Source organism: Candidatus Poriferisodalis sp., from assembly GCF_965198245.1.
Lineage (GTDB): Bacteria > Actinomycetota > Acidimicrobiia > Acidimicrobiales > Poriferisodalaceae > Poriferisodalis.
Map to the genome: position 1 here is coordinate 1,849,761 of NZ_OZ240249.1, position 21,528 is coordinate 1,871,288.

18 protein-coding genes are annotated in these 21,528 nt (G+C 67.3%); 5 read left to right on the top strand and 13 right to left on the bottom strand.

All coding sequences use genetic code 11. The annotated features are described in order from the left end of the window. Positions 1-7 precede the first annotated feature (7 nt). From ACOCMM_RS08515 to ACOCMM_RS08550, 8 genes are all read right to left on the bottom strand, one after another. Positions 8-826 (bottom strand): acyl-CoA thioesterase, encoded by an 819-nt coding sequence (locus ACOCMM_RS08515; protein WP_419552738.1) that lies wholly within the window; start codon positions 824-826, stop codon positions 8-10. 163 nt (positions 827-989) lie between these two features. Then, positions 990-2,210 (bottom strand): acyl-CoA dehydrogenase family protein, encoded by a 1,221-nt coding sequence (locus ACOCMM_RS08520; RefSeq protein ID WP_419552739.1) that lies wholly within the window; start codon positions 2,208-2,210, stop codon positions 990-992. Continuing rightward, positions 2,210-3,040, bottom strand: a complete 831-nt coding sequence (locus ACOCMM_RS08525) for an enoyl-CoA hydratase/isomerase family protein (RefSeq protein ID WP_419552740.1) — start codon at positions 3,038-3,040, stop codon at positions 2,210-2,212. Before ACOCMM_RS08525 ends, ACOCMM_RS08520 begins: the two co-directional genes overlap by 1 nt. Before the next feature lie 140 nt (positions 3,041-3,180). Then, positions 3,181-4,410, bottom strand: a complete 1,230-nt coding sequence (locus ACOCMM_RS08530; protein ID WP_419552741.1) for an ATP-binding protein — start codon at positions 4,408-4,410, stop codon at positions 3,181-3,183. 84 nt (positions 4,411-4,494) lie between these two features. Next, positions 4,495-4,716, bottom strand: coding sequence for a type II toxin-antitoxin system HicB family antitoxin (locus tag ACOCMM_RS08535; RefSeq protein ID WP_419552742.1), 222 nt, complete (start codon positions 4,714-4,716; stop codon positions 4,495-4,497). A 30-nt stretch (positions 4,717-4,746) separates the two neighbouring features. Beyond that, positions 4,747-5,892 carry an acyl-CoA dehydrogenase family protein gene (locus ACOCMM_RS08540; RefSeq protein WP_419552743.1) on the bottom strand — a complete coding sequence of 382 codons (1,146 nt, stop codon included), beginning with the start codon at positions 5,890-5,892 and terminating at the stop codon, positions 4,747-4,749. Beyond that, a complete protein-coding gene (locus ACOCMM_RS08545; RefSeq protein ID WP_419552744.1) occupies positions 5,889-7,040 on the bottom strand; it encodes an acyl-CoA dehydrogenase family protein in 1,152 nt (383 codons plus the stop codon). The genes ACOCMM_RS08540 and ACOCMM_RS08545 overlap by 4 nt, the downstream gene beginning before the upstream one ends. A 27-nt stretch (positions 7,041-7,067) precedes the next feature. Beyond that, the gene (locus ACOCMM_RS08550) at positions 7,068-8,693 is read right to left on the bottom strand and encodes a flavin-containing monooxygenase (RefSeq protein ID WP_419552745.1); all 1,626 of its coding nucleotides are present in this window, start codon (positions 8,691-8,693) and stop codon (positions 7,068-7,070) included. Positions 8,694-8,760: 67 nt separating this feature from the next. Between ACOCMM_RS08550 and ACOCMM_RS08555 the strand changes: the two genes are divergently transcribed. Next, positions 8,761-10,281, top strand: coding sequence for an amidase (locus tag ACOCMM_RS08555; RefSeq protein ID WP_419552746.1), 1,521 nt, complete (start codon positions 8,761-8,763; stop codon positions 10,279-10,281). On the opposite strand, the gene ACOCMM_RS08560 is transcribed toward ACOCMM_RS08555, so the two are convergent. After that, positions 10,275-12,584 carry a hydantoinase/oxoprolinase N-terminal domain-containing protein gene (locus ACOCMM_RS08560; RefSeq protein WP_419552747.1) on the bottom strand — a complete coding sequence of 770 codons (2,310 nt, stop codon included), beginning with the start codon at positions 12,582-12,584 and terminating at the stop codon, positions 10,275-10,277. The two genes, ACOCMM_RS08555 and ACOCMM_RS08560, sit on opposite strands and share 7 nt — an antisense overlap. Positions 12,585-12,750: 166 nt before the next feature. Here ACOCMM_RS08560 and ACOCMM_RS08565 point away from each other — a divergent pair, with 166 nt between their 5' ends. Then, complete coding sequence (locus ACOCMM_RS08565; protein WP_419552748.1) at positions 12,751-13,158, top strand: rhodanese-like domain-containing protein; 408 nt, start codon at positions 12,751-12,753, stop codon at positions 13,156-13,158. 45 nt (positions 13,159-13,203) lie between these two features. Further along, positions 13,204-15,504 (top strand): N,N-dimethylformamidase beta subunit family domain-containing protein, encoded by a 2,301-nt coding sequence (locus ACOCMM_RS08570; RefSeq protein ID WP_419552749.1) that lies wholly within the window; start codon positions 13,204-13,206, stop codon positions 15,502-15,504. Positions 15,505-15,582: 78 nt separating this feature from the next. On the opposite strand, the gene ACOCMM_RS08575 is transcribed toward ACOCMM_RS08570, so the two are convergent. Further along, positions 15,583-16,281 carry a hypothetical protein gene (locus ACOCMM_RS08575; RefSeq protein ID WP_419552750.1) on the bottom strand — a complete coding sequence of 233 codons (699 nt, stop codon included), beginning with the start codon at positions 16,279-16,281 and terminating at the stop codon, positions 15,583-15,585. A 220-nt stretch (positions 16,282-16,501) separates the two neighbouring features. On the opposite strand from ACOCMM_RS08575, the gene ACOCMM_RS08580 reads away from it, so the two are divergent. After that, positions 16,502-17,656 carry an NAD-dependent epimerase/dehydratase family protein gene (locus tag ACOCMM_RS08580; protein WP_419552751.1) on the top strand — a complete coding sequence of 385 codons (1,155 nt, stop codon included), beginning with the start codon at positions 16,502-16,504 and terminating at the stop codon, positions 17,654-17,656. On the opposite strand, the gene ACOCMM_RS08585 is transcribed toward ACOCMM_RS08580, so the two are convergent. The 3 genes from ACOCMM_RS08585 to modA are packed head-to-tail and all read right to left on the bottom strand — an operon-like array spanning position 17,657 to position 20,441. Further along, positions 17,657-18,832 (bottom strand): ABC transporter ATP-binding protein, encoded by a 1,176-nt coding sequence (locus tag ACOCMM_RS08585; RefSeq protein WP_419552752.1) that lies wholly within the window; start codon positions 18,830-18,832, stop codon positions 17,657-17,659. It abuts the gene before it with no gap. After that, positions 18,829-19,674 carry a molybdate ABC transporter permease subunit gene (modB, locus tag ACOCMM_RS08590; RefSeq protein WP_419552753.1) on the bottom strand — a complete coding sequence of 282 codons (846 nt, stop codon included), beginning with the start codon at positions 19,672-19,674 and terminating at the stop codon, positions 18,829-18,831. Before modB ends, ACOCMM_RS08585 begins: the two co-directional genes overlap by 4 nt. Continuing rightward, positions 19,671-20,441, bottom strand: a complete 771-nt coding sequence (gene modA, locus ACOCMM_RS08595; RefSeq protein WP_419552754.1) for a molybdate ABC transporter substrate-binding protein — start codon at positions 20,439-20,441, stop codon at positions 19,671-19,673. The genes modB and modA overlap by 4 nt, the downstream gene beginning before the upstream one ends. A 127-nt stretch (positions 20,442-20,568) precedes the next feature. Here modA and ACOCMM_RS08600 point away from each other — a divergent pair, with 127 nt between their 5' ends. Further along, entirely contained in the window at positions 20,569-21,480 is a 912-nt protein-coding gene (locus tag ACOCMM_RS08600; RefSeq protein ID WP_419552755.1) for an MBL fold metallo-hydrolase, read from the top strand. The last annotated feature ends 48 nt before the right edge of the window (positions 21,481-21,528 follow it).

Sequence of the window (21,528 nt, forward strand, 5' to 3'; positions counted from 1 at the left end):
GCTCCTGCTAGGACTGCGGACGGCGCTCGCGCAAGAGCACTTCCTGGGCGATGGTCGCGATGTGGCGGCCATCGGGGGAGAAGAGGTTCCCGACCGTCATCCCTCGGGCGCCCGTGAGGCCGTGGCAGTCGAATTGGTACAGATGCCATTCGTCGGCCCGCATGGGGCGGTGGAACCACATGGCGTGGTCCAGCGATGCACCCATGAACGTCTCCTGGTACCGCTCGCGGGTCACCTGCAAGGGATGCAGCGATCGAGCGGCGTTGAACTGGATCGCGTCGGACGTGAACGCCAAGCCGCAGATGTGCAGGCGGGGATCGTCGTTGATGGGGTCGACGATGCGTACCCAGCCCATCGATTGGCCGGCCCCGGGATAGCTGACCAGCGGTCGGCGCTCCATGATCCAGGGCCACCGTTCCTCGTCGGTGTTGCGGCAATCCTCCGGATCGGGTGCTAGCGGGATTCGCGCCGTCTGTACTTGGGCATCCTGCTCGGCAACGTGGAACGAGCACGACAGGTTCAGGATTGCGCCACCGCTTTGCCGGGCGACGACGGCACGTGTGCAAAACGATCGCCCGTTGCGTAGCCGGTCGACTTCGTAGCGGACCGGCTCGTCGAGCGTGCCGCCGCGGATGAAGTACGCGTGGACCGAATGCGGCACGAACGTCTCGTCCACCGTCTGGAATGCCGCCCACAGGCCTTGAGCAATGACCTGGCCGCCATAGATGCGGCCCCACATGTACTCCGGACTCACCCCGACGTAGGTATCGGGACCGTGTTCTTCGAGGAACATCACCTCGCCGTAGGTGGTGGGAAAGTCGCTCATGCAAGCGCGTGTCTACACGAGTCTCCATCGGAGGCCGCGCGAATAGCCGTGCCCGCTGCGGAGGCGGCAGGGTCCTCTGCTCCGGGAATCCAGCAGGTTCCAACCTCGCAGAGTTCCCTGCCGCCTCCGCAGTTATGGCGTCTGTGCCACCCCGCTCACGCGCTTACAGCATTCCCTTTCGGGAATCGCGCCAGGGCACATCGCGGTCGAGGCGCGGCTCGCCCGGCAAGCCGAGCACCCGCTCACCCAGGATGTTGCGTTGGATCTCGTCGGTGCCGCCCCGGATCGACATCGACGGTGCCGTCACCGTCTCGATGTAGCCGTGACCGTCTTCGAGCATGCCCGCAGCACCAGCGGCGCGATTCGCCAGGTAGGAGCGTCGCTTGTACGACGAAACCGTTCGCAGCTTCGCGCCGCTGCCGGCCGGCCCGGGACTGCCGCCTGACCGAGCCTCGTCGGCCGCCCGCTGCGCCGTCCAGCGCGACGCCATGTCTGCGGCGTAGACGGAAACTGCCTCGGCTCGCCGGACATCGCCGCCCAACGCCTCAAGCTTGACGAGGTCGGCGATCCACGGCGGGACACGGGTTCCCCGCTTCGCACCGTCACCGCCTCCTCTGCTGCCGGCTCCGGCCCGTTCGTGCCCCAGGATCGTCATGGCAACCCGCCAGCCTTCGCCCACATCGCCGACGCGCCACTCGTCAGCCACGACAGCGTCGTCCACGAACACCTCGCTGAAGTGCGCGTCATTGTTCATCTGGCGCAGCGGCCGTACCTCGACTCCGGGCGCGTCCATGGCCACCACGAACATCGTCAGGCCCTTGTGCTTGGGCTGTGCGGGGTCGGTGCGGGCCAAGCAGATTCCCCATTCGGCCCACATCGCACGGCTGGTCCACGTCTTCTGGCCGCCCAGACGCCACACATCGCCGTCTCGCTCAGCGCTCAGGGCCACGTTGGCGAGGTCCGAGCCAGCTTCGGGCTCGGAAAACATCTGGCACCAGATTTCGGCTCCTGACGCGATCGGTCGCAGCCAGCGATCCTGCTGCTCGGCGGTCCCGTGCGCCAGCAGGGCGGGGCCAACCATGCCGAGCCCGATTGCGAACGGGTACAGGTCGGGCACCACGTACTCGCGCAGTACGGAGCCGATGAGCTGGTTCTCGGCCGGGGACGCATCCCGGCCGCCGTGGATGGCCGGCCAGGTCGGTACGTGCCAGCCGCCCTCCACGGTTGCGGCCAGGTAGGCCCGACCGTTGTCGAGGTCGTCGCTGCCTGCCCCCATCGAGGTCAGCCGAGTCTGGTCGGTGCGGCGTTCAAGCAGGCCGTCGAGGGCCGTTCGAATGTCGTCGGCGACCAGAGCGCTGGCTGGCTTCGACGAGGGATCTGCCATCAGCTGCGGGTGAAGTTCGGCGTGCGGCGCTCGTTCATGGCGCTAACGCCCTCACGCCAGTCGTTGGTGGTGCGCAGGCGGTCCTGCTCGACCTTCTCGTTGTCGGTCGCAGCCTTGATGGCGTCCGCCAGGTGGCCTCGCATCGTGTTCCGGATGGACTCGACGGCTAGCGGAGCAGACCCTGCGATCTCGCAAGCCAAGTCGTATGCAGCCGAGCGCAGTCCCTCCAGCGGCACCAGCTTGTCCGCCAGACCGATCTCGACAGCTTCGTCACCCTTGACTCGTCTGCCCGTGTAGAGCAGCTCCATTGCTCGCTGGTGGCCGACCAACATTGGCAAGGTGACGGTCAGCCCGAATCCGTGATGGAAGCCCAGCCGGGCGAAGTTGGCAGTGAAGCGGGCCTCGGGCGCGGCGACGCGGAAGTCCGGGAAGCACGCCACGCCGAGTCCGCCGCCGACTGCAGCGCCCTGGACGGCCCCGACCACTGGCTTGCGCTTCGAGAAGAGGTCGAAGGCAGCGTCGTAGAGGTGCCGCGGGCTTCCGTCAGCGTTCGTTGCTGTGATCTCGCCTCCGCGCCCCCCGGAACCGAATTGGGCGCCAGCGCAGAAGTTCTTGCCCTCGGCGCACAGCACGCTGGCTCGGCAACCGTCCTCTGCGTCGAGGTCACCGAAGGCGGCGACCAATCCGTCGATCAGCTCCAGATCGAAGAAGTTGTGCGGTGGCCGGTGGATCTCCACGACCGCCACGTGGTCGTCGCTCAGGTTGACCGAGATGTCCCCGTACCGGCCGAATTCGTCGAATGCACTGTCAGCGGTGTCAAGTCCGTTCATGGCGGCGAGCGTAGATGCGCCGCCCGCGGAGCGCTCAGGTCACCGGATGCTCCATCACTGCCATGCCAGCCGTCGTGGGATGTCGCCTTGCGCAGATTCCGGAAGGGTCGTCAAGTCGTCAGCGTCGGCAGCTTGGAATCTCAGGCCCACAGGGCTGAGATCGGCACTGCGGTGATGCGGTCGGCGAGGTCGAAGGTGTCGCGCCCGGTGTGGAACACGATGCCCGCGACGAAGCGCTCGTCCATCGAGTCGCGCAGCCATTGGAGGTGCCGGGCGTCGGAACGGCTCACCGCCGCGGCCGACTTGATCTCGATGCCAATGATTCGGCCGCCTCCGAGCTCTGCCACCATGTCGACTTCGCGGCGCCCGTCGCCGCTGCGCAGATGCATCAGGCGGTAACGCGTGGTCGAGGCAGCAGCTTCTGCACGCAGCTGAGCGACAACGAAAGTGTCGATAAAGCGGTCGATCAGGTCGCCGGACGCGAGCACATCGTCGATGCCTACGCGCAGGATGCCGGCAAGGAGCCCTGAGTCGATCACGTAGCGCTTCGGCGCCCGGCTCATGCGCTTCAAGCGATTCGTCGACCACGCCGGTAGATCGTCGGTCACCATCAGGTCGGCTAGCAGCCCGTCGTAGGCAACAGCGGTCTTGCGGCTGATGCCCGCTGCGTCGTACAGCGTCTTGTGGCTCGGTGTTCCTGCCGAATTCTCCGCATACGCCTGCAGGTACCGCTGCAGGCGGGCTGCGTCAGGCGCTTGGCTGTAGATGCGGGCGTCACGCAAAGCAATCTGGTCGGCGTAGCTCCCGAGCCACGCACGCCCGGTGCGGGGGCCAAGCTCGAGAGCCGGCTCGGGAAAGCCACCACACACCGCAAGCTCCACATAGTCCCGCAGGTCCATCGGCGCTCGGTCACCTGCTGACAGTGGCTCGCCCGCTACCACCCGGTCGATGAAGGTGCTCTGTGTTCGTTGCCGCTGCTCGGCCACGCTCAGCGGGTACATACGCAGCACGACCACACGGCCTGTTCCCGGCCAGAAACGATCGTCGCGATCGGAGCGAAACGAGCCGGTGATGAGAAACCGTCCAGGGCGGCGATCGGTGTCCACGGCACGTTTCACTGCACCGAGCACGTCGGGCACCATCTGCCACTCATCGAGCAGCACCGGCTCGTCTCGCTCCCGCAGCGCAGCGTCCGGGTTCGCACGGAATGCGGCGGCCTCGTCAGAGTCCAAGCACACGACGGTGCGGGCGTAGCGACGCGCCGTCGTCGTCTTGCCACAAGCGCGTGGTCCGATGACCAGCACCGCAGGCAGCTCGGCCAGATAGTCGGCGATCAGGGTGTCCGCTGTCCTGAGCACGTACTGGCTCATGGCACCAGTCTAGGTCGCAGATCTCGATTCCCGCTATTTCGCGCTACTTATTCCCGATATTCAGCGTAAATAGTTCCCTAGATTTTACGAGTCCGGGAAGGTCGACATCTCGGGCAGCCGGATGATGCGAGAGCGTGCCGACGCGTCGTCGAAGTAGCACTCAACCGCTTCGCGGATGTTGTCGCGCATTTCCTCGATCGTCTCCGCCTGGGTGTGAATGCCGTACCCAAGTGCGCTGGCAGAGTATCCGCCGTCGACTTCGTCATCACTGATCTCGAAGATGATCTCGGAGTTCGTCGGCGACACAGCCACCTCCCTACCGGTGCCTGTCACCAGTCACTGTAGGGCTGCGGTGCCGGAGGTGATGAGGGGGTAGAGGCCGTCGGCGCCGATGCTGGTGGCCATGTTGCCGAGCACGGCCGACCAGTGGGCGTCGGAGCCGTATTCCTTGCGCCAGCTCCACAGGCGGCGGCTGAAGTGGTGCAGTGGGTACTCCTGGGTCATGCCCATGGCGCCGTGGGCCTGGTGGCAGGCCTTTGTCGCCCGAGCAGCCGCCTGGTTGGCGACGAGCTTCGCTGCGGCGATCTCGAACGGCGCGTCGCCGCGGGTGGCCTCCCGGGCAGCCACTTCGGCGGCCATGCGGACCAGCGCTGCATCTTGCGCGGCCCAGACCAGGTGCTGCTGCACGGCCTGGAATCGCGCCACGGGGCGACCGAATTGGACTCGCTCGTTGGTGTAGCTGACGGTGAGCTGACACATCTTCTCGATAGCGCCGGCCATCAGTGCCACCCGGGACAAAGCGCCGCGCTGCGCCAACGTCCCAGCGTCGGCGCCGTCGGGCGCAGGTGCCGCTCGTGCGGTCACACCATCGAAGCGCACCGTGTCGCGGGGCTCGCCGGCCATGTTCGGCAGCGGCGTGATCTCGCACTCCGATGCCGGCACCGCGACCACGGTTGCCTGCCCATCGCAAGCACAGACGCAGACGATCACCTCTGCGCTGCGCGCCCACGGCACCCGATGGGCTTCGCCGGTCAGCACTGCAGTGCCGTCGCCGTTGAGATTCACCGAGCACGCGCCACCGCCCGACCAGCCACCCTCGGCTGGCCGAGGCGGGACGACCGTGACCAGACCGTCGGGGCGCTCGAGGCCGGCCTCGGCCAGCAGCCAGCCTCCGAGGATGCCGTTCTCAGCGGCTGGAATCGGCGCCGAGTGGTAGCCGACCAGACGCAGCACCTCCATGGCCTCAGCGAGCGTGCCACCCGACCCGCCTGACTCTTCGGGGACCGCGATGAGGTCGAAGCCGGTCTCGCGGAATGCCTCCCAGATGTCGGGTGCGCCGCCGCTGTCCTCGGCAGCCTGCACCGCTTCATGCGTGCACAACTCGCCGAACAACCGGTCCGCCGTTTCGGTGATCAGCTCGTCGACCACGACCGGCTCGAGCGCCGTCGTGCCGGCAGGCTGTGTTGATGGGTCTGCCGTCATGCCGGCAGACCTTGGAGGCCCTTGGAGGCGACTGAGCGCAGGATCTCGATGGTTCCGCCCCGGATCGTGTTGCCCGGGAAGGTCACCACGCATTGAGCCAGCATTCGCTCGAACAGCGACTCCGACTCTGGTGAGTATTCCTCGTCGATGAGCTGCACGAGCTTCTCGACGACCTCCTGCTCGTAGCGCGTGCCCATCTCCTTCACCAACGCGGACTCCACCGACGGGGCCTCGCCCTCGTCGATCAGCCGCGCCACCGACAGCGACAGGTTCCGGATGCTCCACCAGCGGGCCGCCAGCTCACCGAACAGATCCGACACCGTGTCTTCCATCGGCGTGCCTGCCGTTTCGCGCAGCAGCTGCTCCACCGTCGAGAACGGCGACAGCCAGCGGTCGGGGCCGCCGCGCTCGTAGGCCATCTCGGTGGTGTTCTGATGCCAGCCCATTCCGGGATCGCCGACGACATTGGTGTCGGGCACATACACGTCGTGGAAGGTGACCTCGTTGAAGTGGTGACTCCCGTCGAGGAATGGGATCGGGCTGATCTCGAGGCCCGGCGAGCGCAGGTCGATCAGGAACTGCGAAAGCCCAGCGTGCTTGTTGCCGTCCTCCATCGGTGAGGTCCGCAACAGGCAGATGAACCAGTCGTTCATGTGCGCATTGGACGTCCAGATCTTCGTGCCGTTCACGATCCAGCCGTCGTCGGCGCGCTCGGCCCGGGTCGACACCGACGCCAGATCCGAGCCGCTGTCAGGCTCGCTCATGCCGATGGAGAAGCCCAGCTTTCCCCGGCAGATCGGCGGCAGGAATCGCTCACGCTGCTCGTCGGTGCCGAACTTCAGGATCACGTTGCCGGTCTGGCGGTCGCCCACCCAGTGATGCCCCACCGGCGCGCCCCACCGCAGCATCTCCTCCACCACGATGAAGCGCTGTACGGCGGTGCGGTCCGAGCCGCCCCAGCGTGACGGTAACGCCATGCCCACCCAGCCCCGGGCGGCCATCTTGGCCGAGAACTCGCGGTCGTGGTCCGCAGCCATTCCCAGGCAGGGTTCGTGGGAGCCCGGCGGCAGTTCGGCTGCCAGGAACTCGCGCACCTCAGCCTGGAGGCTGAGTTCGGGGCCGGTCAGTTCCGTCGGAGTGAATCGCATCTGGAGCCTTGTGTGGTGGACGGCCGTCTAGGCCAAGGCGAAGCCCTGGTAACCGTCGGCCGCCGCAGCATCGCAGATCTCAACGTAGGGCGGGAAGCCGACGAGGGGCATGAACACCCGTGTCTTGCCCGGGATATTGGATCCCAGATACCACGAGTTACACGTCGGGTACAGCGTCATGTCGGCGACAGCGTTGACGTGGTCGACCCATTTCGCCTCGGCTTCCGGCTGCGCCTCGATGGTTTCGATGCCGTGTTCGCGCAGGTGACCGAGGCATTCCGCAATCCAGTTCACATGCTGTTCGATCGACGCGATCATGTTGGTCAGCACCGAGGGGCTGCCCGGACCCGACACGGTGAACAGGTTCGGAAAGCCGGTCACGCCGAGCCCGAGGTAGGTGCGAGGACCGGCATCCCAATGTTCGGCCAGCCGGATGCCGCCGCGCCCAGTGACGTTCATGCGCAGCAGTGTCCCGGTCATGGCATCGAAGCCGGTCGCGAACACGATCGTATCGACGGCGTATTCCTGGCCGTCGACGACAACGCCTGCAGGGGAGATGCACTCGATCGGCGACTCTGATACGTCTACGAGACGTACGTGAGGCAGGTTGTAGGTCTCGAAGTAGCTCGTGTCCAGGCACGGTCGCTTGCAGGCGATGGTGTTGTGCGGAGTGAGCTTCGCCGCGACTTCGGGATCGTGGACGGCGTCGGCGATCTTGGCGCGCACGAATCCAGCGATGCGCTGGTTCGATTCCGGATCGAGTGCGGTGTCGCCGTAGGCCCAATAGAACGTGAAGCCGCCCACCTCCCAGTGGCGCTCAAGCCGTTCGACGAACTCGTCAGGATCTGCGTCTTTGGCGAGATCATCCGAGCGGGGCAGGCGGGTGAGGAAGGCCGGCATCTCCTTGAGCGCCTTGGCGCGCAGATCGGAGTAGTTCGCCTTCCACTGGCCTTGCTCGTGGGGGTCGAGCGGCTCGTTGCGAGCTGGGATGGAGTAATTCGGCGTTCGCTGGAACACCGTCAGCTCCTCGCACTCCTGTGCGATCACCGGGATCGCCTGCACTGCGGACGAGCCCGTGCCGATCACTGCAACCGACTTGCCTGCTAAGTCCACGCCCTCATGCGGCCAGCGGCCCGTGTGATACGTGTCGCCCTCGAACGAATCGATGCCATCGAATTGGGGCGTGTTCGCTGTCGAGAGACAGCCGGTCGCCATGACCACGAAACGCGTCCGGTATTCGCCGCGGTCGGTCCGCAGCCTCCAGTGGCGGGCCTTGTCGTCCCAGTCGACGCGTTCGACGGTGGTCTCGAAGCGGATGTCGCGGCGTAGGTCGTAGCGGTCCGCGACATGGTTGGCGTAGCGCAGGATCTCCGGCTGGGACGAGTAGCGCTCTGTCCACTCCCATTCCTGTTCAAGTTCGGGGTCGAACGAATACGAGTACTGCATGGACTCGATGTCGCAGCGAGCGCCGGGGTAGCGGTTCCAGTACCACGTGCCGCCCACGTCGTCGGCCCGTTCGAGCACGACGGTGTCGAAACCGAGCCCGCGCAGCTTGTGGAGCATGTACATGCCGGCGAACCCGGCGCCCACTACGACAACTTCGTTGACGTATGACTTGCGGCCGCTCGAGCTGGCCCCGTCCCCGCTGCTCATGGCCGGTCACACTACCGAGGGCAGCTGAGCGCAGCCTGTGGCGGGCTGCTGTGGCACGCTCCGGGGGATGGGTGAACCTTGCGATCTCACCGCGACCCAGGCACGGCAGTTGATGGCAACCGCCGAGCTGTCGGCCGTCGAACTGCTGGAGTCGTGTCTTGCACGGGCCGATGCGACCAACGAGGCGGTGAATGCGCTCGTCATCCGCGATGACGACGCAGCGCGAGCGACGGCTCGTGCAATCGACGACGCACGCGCCCGCGGCGACGGATTGGGGCCGCTGGCGGGCCTGCCGGTGGCGATCAAGGACATCCAGGCCACCGCAGGGCTCACCACCACCTACGGCGCCGTGCCCTTCGCCGGCAATGTGCCGACTGCCGACGACGGCATCGTGGCACGGGTCCGGGAAGCCGGGGCGGTCATCATCGGCAAGACGAACACGCCTGAGCTCAGCATCGGCGCGAACACCGTGAACCGGCTCTTCGGCGCCACCGGCAATCCGTTCGATCCCTCACTGACCTGTGGAGGCAGCTCGGGCGGATCCGCTGTTGCGCTCGCGTGCGGGATGGCACCGCTTGCTACCGGGTCGGACCATGGCGGCAGCCTGCGGATTCCCGCGTCGTACTGCGGGGTTGCCGCTCATCGCTCCACGCCTGGCACGGTTGCACACGACGAGCGCACGATCGGGCGTACCAACTACAGCGTGCAGGGTCCGATGGCCCGCACCGTTGCTGATGCGGCGCTGTTGCTGTCGGTGGTGGCGGGCCGCGATCGTGCGGCACGCCACGATCCCATGGCGTTTCCGTTGGACGCTGGGGCTTTCGCAGACCTCCCTCTGGTCGATGTGGCATCGCTGCGTGTGGGTGTCAGCGCCGATCTGGGCGGGTTGCTGGTCTCGGAGGCTGTCCGTTCCGTGTTCGCCGACCGTGTCGAGCGGCTGAGTGGCATCGTCGGCTCGGTGTCAGAGGCCGCCATCGATCTCAGCGATGCGCTCGAAGTGGACTGGCAACTTCGGTCGGACATCTTCGCTACCCAGTACCACCGCAGCATCCACCGTTTCGACCCCCACGCAGCCGGACTTGACGGCGGTTTCAACCCCAACATCCGCGCCACTTACGACGAGGCCTTGCGGACCACGGTGCTGGACATCGCAAAGGCGCGCAGGCGGCAGGTAGAGCTGTACCGGGCCACTGACGCGTTGTTCGACACCTTTGACGTGCTGATCTGCCCCGGTGTGAGCGTGCCGCCCTTCGACTGGCACCAGCTGTATCCCGCTGAGATCGACGGGCGACCTGTTCGCAACTACATGGCATGGCTGGGACTGTCGGCGGCGCTCACCGTGGTCGGCCATCCCACCACGGCCTTGCCCTGCGGACTCGACGGCCAGGGCACGCCGTTCGGACTGCAGCTTGTGGGCCCGAGCTACAGCGACCGGCAGCTGCTGGGCATCGCTGCAGCGCTCGAAGCCGTGTTCGCCGACGATCCGGTTACCGCTCGGCCGGTACCCGATGTGGATTGGCTTGGCACGGTGCAGACCGCTTGCCGAACCGAGGGACGGCTGGTGCACGCTTCTTCGCCGGCTCAGTAGTTGCTGCCGGGGCGGCCTGCGGCGGTGACGCTCAGGGTCGCCTCCACGAAGAGTTCGCGGCCGTTGCTGGGGGCGGTGCGCGTTTCCCAGCTGACGGTGAGTTCTACGTCGTGGGCGCCGGCTGCGGCGGCCTCGGCTTGGGCGGCTTCGGTTGCTTGGGTCGTGGCCCACTCGCGGGCTTCGTCGAGGTTGTGCCACACCGGCGGATCGTTGCCCCAATGTGCCCGGTAGCTGCCGCGACGGGGCGCGGTCACGGTGACCTGCTGCGTGATGCGGACCCGGGCCACAGCTGCACCGACTGCATTGGCCACTTCGGCATGCGCTGGAACCACAGCAGTGGTGCCGAGCAGTGCCGCAACAAGCGGGGCATAGGTGGGGGCGGGGGCTCCGATGGCAACGATTGGCGAGGCGACACCTGCGCCGAGGTGGGCGAGCAGTGTTGGATCAGCCGGAATCGATGCCACATCGCCTGCGACCGGCACGCCCGGCTGCTCGCTGGGCTCGAGCAAGCCCCACAGCGGGTTGGCCGAGCGATCACCGTAAGTGCTGCCGGTCTCGCTGGCGGTAGTTCGCCCGAGGTCGCGATGCCGGCGGTCGAGAGCTGCTTGCGCCAGCGGTCGCCTGGTTTCGCCAGGGGCAATGCCGTCCGCACCGAGCGCGACGCTGAGCAGCGCTTCAGCGGCGCCTCGCAGCGCGGAGCGCATCACGCGGCGGGACAGGTCGGCGGCGCCGGTACCGACGTTGACGCCGTAGCGGTCTCTCTGGCGGCTGAACAGCTCTGCTCCTGCGTGGGCCGCGGCCGCATCGCCCACCGATTCGGCATCGACCAACCCGAGCACGACGCAGGCGTCGGTCGGCGTCAGTGCAGCGCGTCGCACCATGCCGCGGCGCTCAAGCCTTCCCACGGCACTGCGCCAGCGGGCCGACCGTTTCAGATCCACTAAGGGCAGCGCGCCGCCGGCGCTATCGGCGAGCCGCAGCACCTCGTTGTCGAGACCTTCGAGGTGCTCAGTCGATGCAGGGATCGCGGCTCGCAACAGCACCTCCCCGAACTCTGCAAGGGGACGCTCGGCCTCAAGCTGACGTTGCAGCATCGGCAGCACCACGTCGGGGTGCCGTCGCGCTGCCACACACAACGGCACCACTCTGCGAGGACCAACGGCCAGTTCGCCGAGGACTCCGTCGGGAGGAATGCTGATCTCGCTGTCGCCGCCAAGGCCCACGGTCATCGTCGGGAGTGCCGTGACCATCGTGGCGTGACCGCCGACCGTTGCAGTGCTGCTGTCGCTGCCGCCTTCAGCAGGGACGACGGCGCCGTTGCGGATCGCTGCGATATCGGTGGTCGTGCCGCCGATATCGACGACAAGGCAGCCCGCGTCGAGTGCACTTGCATCCGTTGCTGACGATGCGGCGAGGTGGCGGGCACCGATCACGCTGGCCGCAGGCCCCGACAACACCGTCTCGATCGGCCGCTGTGCCACGAACTCGGCCGAGACGAGCGAGCCATCGCCCCGAACGATCATCAGCCGTGCGTGGAGCCCGAGTGATCCCATGGCGGCACGGATTGCCTCGGTGAAGCGGGCAGTCACCGAGATGAGTTGCGCGTTGAGGAGGGTCGTGACCGCTCGTCGTGGACCGCCCAGCCGCGGCGACAGCTCGTGGCTGCAGGTCACAGGCTTGCCGGTGCGCTCGCGGATCGCGTCCCGTGCGGAGAGTTCGTGTGCGGCATTGCGGACGCTGAACTGCGCTGCGACGGCATATGCCTCGACAGAAGCGTCGATTCGGTCGATGGCTCGTCTGAGCTCGCCGAGGTCGAGCGGATCGCGCTCGTCACCGTGGGCGCTGTGCCCGCCTCCCACGATCACGACTGGTGCTGTCGCGACGTTGCTGGTCGGCCGATCGCGCTCCCCCTCGGCGGGGGAGGTGTCTGCTCGTGAATTCAGATCCTCGCTCGTGCCGGTTGCAGTGGCAGGGCGCAGTCCGACGCGAGTCAGCACTTCGGGCTCGAACCCGATGGCCACAAGGCCGGCAGGTCGTCCGGCGCCCTCCACCAATGCGTTGGTCGCCAGCGTCGTCGAGACCGCCACCAGCCCGATGTCGCCTGCGCTGACGTGGCTGCTGGCGAGCACATTCGTCATCGCCGCCACGACGCAGCCGTACAGGTCCTCATGGCTGGTCGGCGTCTTGGCTGCCGCGACCACCCGATCCGTGTTGTGGTCATAGACGACCGCGTCGGTAAACGTGCCGCCGGTGTCGACGCCCATACAGAATCGGCCTGACGGCGTTCCGAGCGGCTCTGTCACCGCCGCAAGTGTGCCAGCGCGAGCCCCTCGGGAGTGCTGACCGCTCGGTCGAGTGGACTCGGGCGCCCGCGTCGGTGAAACTGCACCCACGGCGCCCCGTCGCTTTCGCTGCGGTGCAACGATGGCCGCCGGCTGAACACGCATGCAGCGCCGCAAGGAGGAACCGATGGGCGTCAAGTCAGTCAACGAGATGGTCGCGGAGGCCAAGACCCGTATCGACAACATCTCGCCGGCGGAGGCCCACCGACGGGTCACCGAGCAGGGCGCGCTAATCGTGGACATCCGTGACGTACGCGAACTGCAGCGTGACGGCGCCATTCCGGGCTCGATGCACACGCCCCGGGGCATGCTCGAGTTCTGGGTCTCGCCCGATTCGCCCTACACCAAAGAGGTCTTCACCGAGGATCGCGAGTTCATCCTGTGCTGCGCCGGAGGCGCCCGCTCGGCCCTGTCCGCTGACACGATGGGCGACATGGGCGTTCCGCGGGTCAGCCATGTGGTGACCGGCTTCGGTGGCTGGCGTGCCGACGGCATGCCGGTGACCGACTACGACACGTTCAGGTCGCAGCGCTGATCTCGACACGCAATCGAGCCCGTTGAATAGTTCCAGCACGTCACCGTGACTGAGCCCACCGCGCCCAGCGCCGTCGCGCCCGCTCCCACCGACGCCGGTCCGCCCAAGCAGATCGTCGGCTATTGCGAGCCATGGACATTGCGCGCCGGCGAGAGCATCCACCTGTTGGCATCGACTCACCGGCCAGGCCCTGCTGTGGTCGATGTCACCAGGATCGTCTGTGGTGATCCGACCCGCTACGGCCCAGGTTTTGACGAGCGTCCCGTCGATGCAATCGACAACTGGCCGGTTGAGCTCGACGAGCAGCCGCTCACCCCTGGCTCGCATGGGGTCGCATCTGTGGATGGGGTGCCGAGCGCGAAGCGCCTTGGACTACGGGTCTGGGTGATGCCAACCCTGCTCGATCGACCGGCGCGCATCGTGACGCTGACCGCGCGCTCGTCTGACGCGCCGAGGGACTCATCGGAGTTCGAGGCATTGCGGCTCGACCTCGTGGACGGGCGCGCCGTCGCATCGACCTCGGCGGCCGGCACCGAGACGCGAGTGACGGTTGACGAGCTTCCGTTGACCTGCAACCGGTGGTACCTGTTCGATGTCGAGCTCGATAATGAAGCTGGAACGCTGAGCGCGGCCCTGGTCACGGCGCGCTCCGAATCGCCAGGGCGCGATGCCGTCGAGGCAAGCCGGCTGAGTGACATGACGTTTGTGGAACTGGAAGCCGAACTCGACGCTTCGGGGGGCGACGACCGTGTTCGGCACGCGGTCCGGGTCTCAGCCACGCCGGGGGCGCCAGTCGGCGCAGGTGTACTGGCTCCGGTCGAATTGTGGCTGGGCGCGGGCCCCGGAGGCGAACGGTTCGACGGCCGCATCGCACGGCCGAACCTGCGGTCCGGTGATTTCTCGGCATCGTGGGATCTGGCCGCCGACATGGCAGGGCGTCGAGTTCCCGCGAGCAACCCGAACTGTGGGCCAGTCGTGCTGCACCAGCTGCCGACTCGAGCCATCACGGGGCCGGCATGGGACGGCTCGGCACACCGCTGGATCGACAACCCGGCGCACTTCGACGCAGTCCACTTCCACCACGACGACCTGTACGACGCCGGTTGGGAGACCACGGTCACCGCAGCGTTGCCCGACGATCTGCCGAGCGGCATCTACGCCTTCCGAGTGCGCGGTGCCGCCGGAGAGGACCGGGTGCCGTTCTTCGTCCGGCCCGCCCCAGGCGCCCCGACCGCCGATGTGGCGCTGCTCATGCCCACGGCCACCTACATGGCCTACGCCAACCACCGGATGCTGTTCGAGGGCGCCGATTTCATCCCCACAAAGACACGCCTTCGATCTGAACATGCGTACATCCGCGACCATCCCGAACTGGGACGCAGCCACTACGAGAAGCACCCTGATCGAAGCGGCGTGATGTTCAACTCGCGCCGGCGGCCGGTGCTGAATCTCCGCCCCGGGGCCGACGGCTGGAACTTCACGCCCGACACCGACATCAACGCCTTCCTCGAACATCTTGAAGTCGGTCACGACATCGTCACCGACGAGGATCTGCACTTCGAAGGTCTCGCAGCCATCGCGCCGTACGGAGTGCTCGTCACCGGCAGCCACCCCGAGTACTGGTCGACCGCCATGCTGGACGCGCTCGCGGACTGGCAGCGCGAAGGCGGCCGGCTCATGTACCTCGGCGGCAATGGCTTCTATTGGCGGGTGGCATTCAGTGACGGCTGGCCGGGTGCCATCGAGCTGCGCCGGGCAGAGGACGGCGTCCGGAATTGGCAGACCGGCCCGGGCGAGAGCTACCACGCCTGGGGTGCTGAGTACGGGGGGCTGTGGCGTCGGCAAGGCCGGGCGCCCAACGAGATCTGCGGCATCGGGTTTGCCGCACAGGGCTTCGAGAAGGCGACCTACTACGTGCGCGATCCCGGCGCAGACAGCTCGCGGGCCTCGTGGATTCTCGAAGGAGTGCCCGGTGAACGCATCGGCACGTCAGGACTCGGCGGCGGCGCAGCCGGCCAGGAGGTCGACCGCTACGACGTTCGCCTCGGATCGCCCGACCATGCTGTGGTGCTGGCTTCGGCAACCACCTTCGGCCCGGGCATGCTGCGCACGAAGGAAGAGTTCGAAGGCTCGGTCTCCTTCCCGACACCCGATCCGTATGTGCGCGCCGACATGGTGTTCTACGAGACGCCCAATGGCGGGGCGGTGTTCTCGGTGGGTTCGATCTCGTGGTTCGGAGCGCTGGCCCGTGACGGTTACGACAACGACATAGCGCGCATCACGGCCAATGTGGTGCGACGGTTCGCAGACCCCGAGCCGTTCCCGCCCCCGCCCGCCACCGACTGAAGCGGCGCGCCGTCACACCCCGGCGATGAGGTTGATGCCGTAACCCTTGGAGTTCTTGCCGCTGAGCAACCCAGGGGCTCAGCCTTCTTTGCGCGCCTGCTCGATGAGTTCGCTCACCCGGTTTGCCGCTGGCGTGTAGTCCGGGTCGACGTCCGGACCGGGCACGAATTCGGGAATCTCGGCGCGTTCGGGGCCTGACGGAGCAGCGGTGCGAGCTCGCTGGGCAGGCGCAGTTGTGGCGGGCTCTGGTGAAGCCTCGGCGACCGGTGCGGGAGCTGGCTGGGCGGCTGCCGGTTCCGAGGCTGCAGGCGCTGGACTCTCCGGAGCGGGGACGCCGGTTTCAGCACGTGCCGACTTGGAACGGGAGAGCAGAGCCGCCAAGCGGGGATCGCCGGCTTCGTCGCTCCCGGAGGTCTCCGCAGGGGCTTCGGCAGCGGGCGCTGGTTCGGGAGCAGTCTCCGTGGCCGGGGCTTCTGCGCTTGCAGCCGGCAGCCCGCGCGACTCGGCAGCCGCGGCACGGGCCTCGGCAATCCGGGCGCGCTCGGTTGCTGCTTCGATCTCTGCACGCGCCCGCTTGGCGAGGAACTGTGACCATTCGTCCTCGGGCACGAGTTTGCTGTGTGCAACAGATATGGCCTCGACATCATTGTCGAAGCGCACGCGGTAGCGCTTGATGGCGAAGCCGATACCGCGTCCGCATTTGCCTGCAGTGCCTTCAGGGACGCCCGAGATGTCCTCGGTCACGACTACCCGAGTACCGCGCTGGTACTCGTTCATGACCCGGTTCCGCTGACGCTCGCGTTCATCGTTGCGGGAGCGTACCGGCGAACGGTGCGAGCATCACGGGACGTCACGATTGACGCAGCGGGCGTCTCGGTGCGAGCTGCGCAGGCAGGGCCGTAATGTCGCCAGGACATTGGCATTTCCCGAGCTACATCGACTGTGGGGCCGTCTCGCGGTCCAGGTGTCGGGCGACGGGTGAGACGGAGGTCAAGGCGTGAGCGAACGAACGGCGTTGGTGGTCGGCGGCACCGGACCCACCGGACCGCACGTGGTGAAGGGCTTGCTCGAACGTGGCTACCGGGTCACGATTCTGCATACCGGCCGTCACGAGGCAGCTGAGATCACCGACCTCGTCGAGCACATCCATACAGACCCGTTCGACGCTGATCAATTCGCCAGCGCACTAGGTGCCGCGGAGTACGACCTGGCCGCGGTCATGTACGGGCGATTGCGGGAGATCGCCAAGGTGCTGGCAGGGCGCGTGAGCAAGTTCGTCAGCGTCGGCGGGTTCCCGGTGTACTCGGGCTGGGGCGACGCCGATGCGCTCTGGCCTGCCGGGATGCGTGCGCCCACCCGCGAGCATGATCGGTTGGTTTCCGACGAGCCACCTGAGTTCCGCGTGAATCGCAAGGTCCGCCAGATCGCCGTTACCGAGCAGGTCGTGTTCGCGCAGCATCCCACCGCCTCGCATCTGCGGTACCCCTGGATCTACGGGCCCGGACAGATCAGCCCGCGAGAGTGGAAGATCGTGCGGCGCGTTCTCGACGGGCGGAAGCGCATAGTGCTGCCCGACGGCGGCACGACCCTGCAGGGACAGGCGCACGCGCGCAATGCCGCAGCGATGCTGCTCGCCACCGTTGACGGCGGAGCGCGTTCGGCTGGCGAGGCGTACAACGTTGCCGACGAATGGACGCCCACGCTCATCCAGTGGGTGGAGATTCTCTCTGCTGCGCTGGATCACACCTTTGAGATCGTGTCGATCCCTTGGGATTACGCGGCCGTCGGCCATCATCTGACATTGCGCAGCACCCCGCATCATCGGATGATCGGGTGCGACAAGGCGATGTATCAGCTCGGCTACCGCGACGTCATCGACCCTGTCGAGGGTCTCGCTGAGACTGCGCGCTGGTTGTCCGACGAGGCCAACCACCCTGCACCGGGCAGTGCCATGGAGCGTTCGATCGGCGATCGATTCGACTATGAGGCCGAAGACCGACTCATTGAGGCATGGCAGGCTGCGATGACCGACGCCGACATGGCGACCGTCGCCGCGGCTGCCGACCCCGGGTTCGTCGACCGCTATAGCGCCGCCTTCGACGATCGCCCCGGCGCCGACAAGGGATGGACGTCCGTCAGCCGCTCCGGTTGACTAGTCGCGGCTGTCGGGCGCCAGTTCGACCTCGGTGGCCTTGACCGAGACCCACAGGGCGGTGCCGGGCCGGATCAGCAGTTCGTGGGCGGCACCGGGCGTGATGTCGGCGGTGAGCGGCAGCGGCGCTCCGAGCAACACGCGGGTGATGTCTCCCAGCGGCTCGACGGCGTCCGCGGTTGTGCGCCACACGTTGCGCGGGCTGCCGCTGGGTCGCTCGCGATGCAGTGCGATCGCCCGCGGGTGAATCGTTGCCAGGACCGGCCCGTTCGCTGTTGTGTCGGCGGCGTGAAGCACAGTGGCTGGCCTCCGGCTCTGACCCGCCGTCGAGGGGACATCGGGCGTCACGGTGACCTCCCCGCCCTGCGCCGTGCCTCGCACCAGGTTGATCCCCGACAGGTCGGCCGCGTATGGCGTCGCAGGTGCCCGTCGCAACTCTTCGGGCGTGCCCGACTGGGTGAGGCGACCGTTCTCAAGAATGTGCACGCGGTCGGCCAGGACAAACGCATCGGTGGGATCGTGAGTGATGAGCAATCGGGGCACGTTCCCAGCGCCCTGCAGCGGTACCGGTGTCACGCTGCCGCCGTTGCGACCGCTGCTGAGGTGTGCTGCCAGATTGCGCCGAAGGCGATTGCGCGCGGTGACGTCCAGCGATCCAAGCGGCTCGTCCGCGAGCAGCAGGTCGGGTTGGCAAGCGAGCGCTCGGGCCAGCGCGACCCGCTGGCGCTGGCCGCCCGACAGCGCTTTGGGCCGGCGGTGGGCAAGGTCGCCGAGGTCCATTGCGCCGAGCCACGCCTGCGCCTGTTCGCGCGCCTCGGCCCGGCGCATCCCGCGAGCGGTCAAGCCGAACGCGACGTTGTCGAGCGCGCTGAGATGTCGGAACAGGACTTGGTCTTGGAACACGACGCCAATGCGACGTTGTTCGGGCGGGACGAAGACGCCGGCCGCCGGGTCGTCGAGGACGCGGCCGGCGAGGTGGACGCCGCCGCTTTCGAGCGGTAGCAATCCGGCGAGCGCCGCCACAATCGTGGATTTGCCGGCGCCGTTCGGTCCCAGCAGGGCCGCCGTCTCGCCGACTTCGACGCGCAGCGAGACATCCAGCTCGAAATCACCGCGCCGCAGCCCGATGTCGGCATCAAGAGCGCCGTCGGCTGTGTGGCGTGCTGCGGGAGTCATCGGCTCGGCCACCAGCGGTCTCGCAGGGCGATGAGCAAGCCCAGCGACAGGGCGACCAGCACCAAGCTGATGGCTACGGCGGCGTCACGGTCCGCTTCGAGCGCCACGAACACGGCGAGCGGCAGCGTCTGGGTGCGCCCCCCCAGGTTGCCCGCAAATGTCACCGTCGCACCGAACTCACCGAGGGCCCGTGCCCAGGCCACCACCACGGCGACGCCCAGCGCAGGCCCGATCATGGGCAGTGTGACCCGCCACAGCGTGCGCAGCCGCGACGCTCCGAGCGTGGCAGAAGCGGCCTCGTAGCGCCGGTCGAGATTCCGCAGCGCCCCTTCGACGGTGAGGATCACGAGCGGTGTGGCGACGAACGCATTCGCCAGGATGACACCCCAGATCGAGTACGGCAGCAGCAACCCGGTGGCGTCGTGCAGTGGTCCGCCGACGACGCCCCGGCGACCGAGCGCGAACAGCAACGCTGCACCGCCCACGACCGGCGGCAGCACCATCGGCAGCGTCACGAGTGCTCGAACCACCGAGCGGCCCCGGAAGGACACCCGCGCCAACACCCACGCCAAGGGAACGCCGACCGCGGCTGCGACGATCGCGGCGGCAACAGAGGACACCACCGAGAGCACTGCGGCGTCCACCACGAAGCGGCTCGACAGGTGCGTCCAGAGCCCGGTCCACGGTGTGCGCGCTGCCAACCCAACAACGGGCAGGGCGAACAGCACGACGCCGACGGTCGCCAGAATTGCCACGGGCCACGGCGGCAGATCCCGCTGCGTCCGGCGCATCACTCGTCCGTCGGAGCGGCCACTACTCACAGGAGTCGTTCCGTCGGTCATGGCGCGCCGAATCCGTGGTCAGAAAACGCGTCACGCGCCGAACTCGTCCGCAGGTGTCTCACAAACGCTTCGGCCGCTGCACGATTTGGCGCATCGGCCAGCACTGCGGCAGCGTATGACGTTCGAGGCGCTGTACCGGCTGTCCAGCCCAGACTCACGATGGAACCGTTCTGCGAGCCAACTCCCGCGTTCGGGGCTGTGTCGCTGGCATACACCACGGCGGCGTCGAGTTCACCGGCGGCCAGCTTGGTGATCAGGGCGCGTACGTTCGGCTCATCGGTGTCCGGGACCGGTTCGATCCCGGCCTGAGCCAAGCCTGTTCGGGCCAGAGCGCCGCAGGGGACCTCGGCCGCGCACAGCCCGATCAGCAGCTCGGGCCGGGCCAGGTCGGCGAGCGACGTCACACCGGCGTCGTTGCCGGCCGGTACTGCCAGCACCAGCGAGTTCCGGGCCACCACGACGGGTGCGCTCGCCAACCCGACTTCGTCGCGGATGGTGTCGAAATGGACCGGGTCAGCGGGGATGAACACGTCAGCCGGTGCGCCGGCGAGTACCTGTTCGCGCAGCGCTGAACTTCCTGCCCCCGCGATCAGCACGTCCACGCCTGGGTGGAGCTGTTCGAAGTCGCCGGCGAGCATCTCGGCAACCGGCAGCAACGAGGCGGCAACGAGGACATGCAGGCTGCCGTCGAGTGCCGCGTCTGGGGACCTGGCCGATTCGCTGTCACGACTCGACATGCATCCGGCCACGAACGGCAGCGTCGCCATGGTCAGCAACGCCAGCGCAGCACTGACGCGGATAGAAGCCCGGCGTTTCCCGCTGCGGCAGCCACCCATAGTCGCGCCAGTGTGCCCGGCCCGCGGAGCGATTGAGCCCGGGCGTATGGTTCCGGCCATGGCTACGACGCTCGATTGGTACGGGTGCGCGACATTCCGGCTGCGCACCGCAGGTCTGACCATCTTTCTGGATGCCTATATCGACCGGGCACAAAACGCCGTTGGACCCGGCCTGCGGGCAGACGATGTCACCGAGGCTGACTGGGTGCTCGTGGGCCATTCCCACTTCGACCACCTCTATGGCGCTGAGCGGATCGTTGCCAACACCGATGCCACGCTGGTTGCATCGTACGAGTCGGTGCGGCTCATGGCCGAAGCCGGCATCCCAGCGGACCGGATGATCTGCGTAGCCGGTGGAGAGACGGTCAACTTGAGCCGGGGGGACCGGGGCAACGCTGTACGCGTGTCGGTGTACCCGAGCCAGCACTCCTGCGTGTGGTCGCACACCCAGATGCACCAACCCGATGAGGTCTGCTTGGGGGACCTCGGTGTCACCTGGCAAGAACAGCAGGAGCGCTTCGCCGAGCTGATGAAGTACCTCGCCAGCGAGGTCCATCCGGCCACGAGCGCGCACATCGCGGCATCAGCAATCGGCCACAGCGACCGGGGCGACGGTGGGGCGCTGCTGTTCCTGATCGAGGCACCCGACGGCTCGGTGCTGTTCCAGGACACCTCGGGGCACTGGTCAGGGGTCATGCGCGACCTCCGACCCGATGTGGCGATCCTCGCGGCGGCTGGCCGCGGAAACATCGATGGCGAGCCCATCCAGGGCTCGCTGGCCCAATTCATCGGCCGTCAGGCCGACCTGCTCCGGCCCCGCAAGCTCATTCTCGGCCACCACGACAACTGGCTGCCGGGATTCTCCGTGCCGACCGACACGTCCAGCATCGCGGCCGAGTTGGCTCGCGTTGCGCCCGGTGTCGAGTTTCTCGAGCCCGACTACATGGAGGCCACGCAGATCCTGTCGTAGCCGAGTTCGGCGCCATCACCTCAAGGTCGCTGAAATTCAGTGCATTCG